The 5,529-nt window shown below is 43.0% G+C and carries 4 protein-coding genes; 2 read left to right on the plus strand and 2 right to left on the minus strand.

Features of this window, described 5'->3' with window-relative positions:
- On the minus strand, positions 1-1,178 hold a 1,178-nt coding region (locus MUP17_00865; GenBank protein MCJ7457526.1), incomplete at its 3' end, for an FG-GAP-like repeat-containing protein.
- A gap of 142 nt (positions 1,179-1,320) precedes the next feature.
- Positions 1,321-3,690: a T9SS type A sorting domain-containing protein gene (locus MUP17_00870; GenBank protein MCJ7457527.1), complete on the minus strand. Its 2,370-nt coding sequence runs from the start codon at positions 3,688-3,690 to the stop codon at positions 1,321-1,323.
- Positions 3,691-4,245: 555 nt separating this feature from the next.
- Between MUP17_00870 and MUP17_00875 the strand changes: the two genes are divergently transcribed.
- The gene (locus MUP17_00875; GenBank protein MCJ7457528.1) at positions 4,246-4,761 is read left to right on the plus strand and encodes an N-acetyltransferase family protein; all 516 of its coding nucleotides are present in this window, start codon (positions 4,246-4,248) and stop codon (positions 4,759-4,761) included.
- 148 nt (positions 4,762-4,909) lie between these two features.
- The coding region (locus MUP17_00880) for an NAD-dependent epimerase/dehydratase family protein (protein ID MCJ7457529.1) at positions 4,910-5,529 on the plus strand (620 nt) is incomplete at its 3' end.

Below are 5,529 nucleotides of genomic sequence, written 5' to 3' on the forward strand. Positions count from 1 at the left end.
GGATAGTTCTGTCCTAAAGCAAAACTGTGTGGTAGTTGATTTTCGTATTCTTCCACCGTAGTATATGGATTTTTATAAATGTAAACCCTGCCTGGAGGAAAAGAAGGATTATTATACCACCAGCCCGGATCTCCTACAATCGCCTCATCTATTCCGTCTCCGTTTATATCTGCAGAACCAACTTGCGCACCATAGTCACCGACCTCGCCATCATAATAGTGCCAGTCTTGCGTTGTATCCAAAGGGTTAGAACCTAAATAGATCCAAGCTTCGCCGCCAGCTAACGTTGGAACCCCCGAGAGTAAATCCTCATATTTGTCGGTATTAAAATTACCAATTGCCCAAGATTGACCTCTGATACAAAGAGGCGAGTCTGTTAGTGAGTCAATTGTATTGCCTCCAAAATAGGTTCCTTCAACTGTTATCAAATCCTTATATCCATCTCCGTTGACATCTCCTAAGATTGCAAATCCACCATTCAGCTTTATCCTAGGGACAGTATCTAACTGCACTCCCCCAAAATAAATATAGGTGGAATCAGGAAGAGGACTGCCATAATTAGTAGAAACTGCTAAGTCCTTATAGCCATCTCCGTTCACGTCTCCTATATCTAAACCATCCGAGCCAAAATAATTAGGAGGTCCTTGTAAAACATAAGCTGGAGAAGTTGACATATCTGCACCACCCCAATAGACATATACTCTGGTAGGACTTCCATGGATTGCAACATCATCATAGCCATCCTTGTTAATATCACCCGTCGCAATATTATCTTCAAAATAAGGGGTTGCCAGAATTTTGTCTGGAACAGTATCAAAAGGAGTACCCCCATAATAAATCCAGACCGCTGAAAATGTAAATGGGGTTACAAGCAAATCTTCAATACTATCCCCATTTACATCTCCAGAAGAGATATATGTAGATGAGAAAGGAAACGTTATGTCCGGAATAGTATCAAAGTTTTTTGAGCCAAAATAAATAAAAGTCTTTCCAACCTGCCCTATCCCTAAGTCCTCAAACCCGTCATTATTTATATCCCCTATCCCTGATAAAATATAACCAAAGTAAAGGTTGTCAGTTGCCCCCTGGATCACCGCTATTTGCTGCATATCAAACTGGGCAAAAGCGGGAGTACTAAGAGCCAAAACAAAAAGCAAAAGTATAAGGAATCTTCTCATCCATATTTTCACTTTTTAGAAAATTAATCTCACTTTTATGATAAGTTACTTTCTAAAAAAGTCAAGGTATTTCTTTTAAAAAAGAAGCCTCCTGCATGATCGCTGGAGGCCTCGAAATCTGAGGAAAAAGAGTTAGAACAACTTACTTCATCAATATCATCTTCCTCGTCTCCGCAAACCCTTCAGAAACTATCTGATAAAAATAGATTCCGCTGGCGGTGGTGAGTCCGTCTTTATTTTTTCCATCCCAGGTTATTATATGATGGCCCGCCGGGGTATATTCATTCATTAGCTCCCGAACTAATTCTCCTTTGATATTATATATCCTCAGGGAAACCTTTCCGGATCTGGGCAGGTCGTAGCTTATCTGGGTAGAGGCGTTAAAAGGATTCGGATAGTTCTGGTTCAGACTAAAGGCAGAGGGCATCTGTGGATTGTCTTCATCTCCAGGGTTTTGGTTAACATCCAAGGGCTGTCCGCTTACATCTCTCAGATCGACCAGGCTTAAAGCCAGGTTCGGTTCCACCTGCTGCACCAGCTCAAAGGTTATTACCGCTATCTCCCCGGAGCCGATTATCGGGGCATTGGCTCCAAGAATGGCAAAGCTCACGTCCACCTGTCCTAAGGTATCTTTTCCATAGAAGAAAACCGGCTGTGTGCTATCAACTAACTGGTAACTTCTCTTCACATCTATGAACCTGACCTGGAGGGAATCATAAGGGAGTATAAAATGAATGCTTTTCACTGTATCCTGATTGTTCACTAGGGATATTTTCACTTGATACTGGTTTCCCAAAATGAAACTGTCAGTTGAGCCGGCCAAGGAAAGTCCTAAATCACCTGAGACTTTTTCAGAAGGACCAGCCAGGGGCTTTGCCTGGTTGACAACCATATAGTTCATAGCAAAGATGACTAAGTCCTCAAAATCGACTTTATTGTCAGTAAGCGGGATATCTTCTGAGCTATTACTGACAGTTGGTCCTATATCAAACACAGACAGATATCCTGCGTCACCCTGTCTGGTATCATAGGTCCCGGCAAAAATTGCCAAATCGCCGAAATAAACCATCCCATCTCCATCCACGTCCCCTAACATGTAATTGGTCGCTCTTGCAGTATCCCCTGATGAAAGTCTTGAATAGTTACCAGCCCGGTCATAAGCGAAAATGCTGTAGTAATATATATTTCTTGGGAATTGTGCAACATCATTAGAATCCTGGAAACTTGTTCCGCTTCCTCTGTAAGTCAGTTGTCCAGAAGTCTGGTTTTGTGGATATCCCAAAGGAGTAGGGTAGGAATCGTCATATTCCGGATAAGCATTGTTAGCCCAGGGGTTCCTGCGAATCTCTACCCCCCGAAAATCACCGAACGGGTTAGTCCAGCTCAATTTACATTTTCTGTTTCCAGGTTTGGCAGCAAGGTTTGTCGGAGAAGCCGGTGGTGTAGTGTCATAAGTCAAATTCCAGGAATAAGAACAAGTGTCCAAATTAACATTTCCCCAATCGTCCACTATCTTGAAGTAGATAGTGTGTCTACCCTCAGATATAGCCGGCACTCTCCAGGAAATAGTCGTGTCCAAAGAATTGGAGTTATAAGACCACAATTCAGTCCAGGGAGTTGAGCAGTTATCCAGATGATAATATCCCCGGTTAAAGCCCAGATTGTCCCGGAACCTGATCGATAGGGTCGGACGAGAGTTGACTGTATCGCCTGAGGCCGGCGAGCTGACCACAACTGTCGGGCGGGTGGTATCCGGGATCTGAATGTAGACTGAAGCACTCGAATCAGTATGGGCAATATCCTGATTAGCTGAGTCACGCAAAACCGAATTGTTAAAGGTCAAACTGGTAGACCCTGGCTGAGTCGAGGTAAAAATCAATCCCAGCAATTGTCCGGTACCGGTAAATACTCCATTCAAAATGGCAAGACTTGCTACGACTGAATCTGGATAAATATCATAAGACAAAAATGAGTTGTCCGGCGGAACTAAGGCGGAGCCTTTGATTACGCTATTCATCGTAATGAGGTTGTGATTATAAGCTATGTTGAAGAGTGCAGCTTTCATCCGGTTTCCAGTTCCACCCAGAGAGATCCAGAGGGTATCAACATCCCCTACATTTGCTGAGATAGAAGCTGGTGTCAATGACAGAGCCAGGATAGGTTGTCTGATATTGAGAGTAAAATGATAAATGGATGACCAGTTAGAGTAAGTCGTATCTGCTCTAAGTCTGCCCCTCCAGTAATAGGTCATACTCGGTATGGTGTCCGGGAAAGTACCATTGTAAGTAAATTGACTGTTAGGCTGACACTTCAGCCAGCCAGACTGGGTCAAATTTCCATTAAACAGACTATCAGTTGAGGTCTGAATCAGAATTGAAAGCGAAGTATCGCCTGGTACCGTGTTAGAGCCTGTCTGAAATACAAGTGGCACCTGTACCTGAGCAACTGCGCCCCCAACAATGAGCACAGCCAATGCCAATAAAGTTAATGAAAACGTTGCAAGATGCTTCATCTAATCCCTCCTTTCAAAGGGTAACATTATCTTAACTCTGGCTACTCTGCGGATTTTCCGAACAGAAGGGTCGTCCGGGTGGACCTGGATGATAAATTCTCGACAGTTGGTGCGACTGAATCTGTGCACCTTAAAGTCTCAGGGTTGATCTTTCTCATAAGCCCACCTTTAAGATCAGATAATATCCTGATATGAGATGGCAAATAGTATGCCTGAGGTTAAGATGTTACCAATCAGGCTGTTAGACTTCGGGGAGAGTCTTTAAAATGCTCAAAATTTGAGCAATTTTCAGGCTCTTTTTAGATCGAAGGTGTTAAGTTCTTTGACCAAAGGAAGTTAACGGGTCCGGAACATACTGAGTTAGTTTTTCACATTTTCTTAAAAAAGTAGATTTCTGGTCGGGGGGGACCATTCCTCTGGGAAAGACAATTCTAAATCTTGACATATCGATGTTGAAGGATATAATTAAGAGATAGGAATAAGGGCCGGCAAAGAGAAGCCAGCGGAATGACCCTTACCGCAGAGTCAATATAGGAAATAATTAACTAAAAAATGATAATCGTAAGAAAAGCGACCCTGGATGACTTAACAGCTATTACCGAAATCTACAACCAGGCTATTCTTAAAACTACAGCTACTTTCGACACTGAGCCAAAAAGTTTAGAAGAGCAGAAGGTCTGGTTTTCAAGTCATGGTCCTAAATACCTGGTCTTAGTCGCAGAGGAGGATGGCAAAGTCATCGGATGGGCATCTTTAAGCAAATGGTCTGACAGATGTGCCTACTCTGACACTGCCGAGATTTCCCTTTACGTTGATGAGAAAAACAGAGGAAAAGGGATTGGCAGAAAGCTCTTAGAGACGATTATTCGCGAAGGCGAAAAAACAGGGATTCACTCCATAATTGCCAGAATAGCTGAAGGGAATGAGATGAGTATTCATCTTCATCAGTCAGTCGGGTTTGAGCATATCGGAATTATGAAAGAGGTAGGCAGAAAATTCGGCAGGCTTTTAGATATATATCTTATGCAAAAAATCTATAAGAGCCCCCATGACTTGGTTGGAGGTAAGTAACCAATTATATCCTCCTCCTGACCTTCATAATCAGATTTTTTTCTCTTCACACTCATTATTCTTGAAGGGTTTTGGACAATGTTTTTTGCTTGACATTAAAATGAATTATCTCTATATATCTAATAATAGAGATTAAACTTTCTAAAAAATGAAAATATTCATCACCGGAGCAACAGGGTTTATCGGAACGCATCTGGTCAGAAGATTGGCACAGACAGAGCATAAGCTTTACTGTCTGGTCAGGAAAACCAGCAACGTCAGCGAGTTGGATAAACCTGGTGTTACCCTTATCACCGGAGACGTGACTGACAAACATTCTCTGTTGAAAGGGATGAAGGGTTGCGACTGGGTGGTCAACTTAGCCAATGTATACTCCTTCTGGGAGCCGGATAATCGAGTTTTCAGACTGGTCAATGTAGAAGGTACCCGGAATGTGCTGGAGTCTGCTCTGGAAACAGGGGTTTCTAAGGTGTTACATATCAGCACAGCAGGAATCTACGGCAAGCCGGCAGATTCTCCTTTTACAGAGGAAAGCCCGGTAGGCCCGGTTCGCTTTAGTCAGTATTTCCAGACCAAGTATGAGGGGGACCTTATAGCCTGGGAGTTTTTCGAGAAAAAAAGACTTCCCCTGCTTCTGGTTTATCCAGGAGCTGTTCTTGGTCCCGGCGATCCCAAAGCCACGGGCAAATATATTGATGATCTGATTCATCGTCGGTTACCAGCCAGAGTATTCGAAGATTCTGTTCTCACCTGGGTATATGTGAAGGA

It is taken from the genome of Candidatus Zixiibacteriota bacterium, assembly GCA_022865345.1.
Classification (GTDB): Bacteria; Zixibacteria; MSB-5A5; order MSB-5A5; family RBG-16-43-9; genus RBG-16-43-9.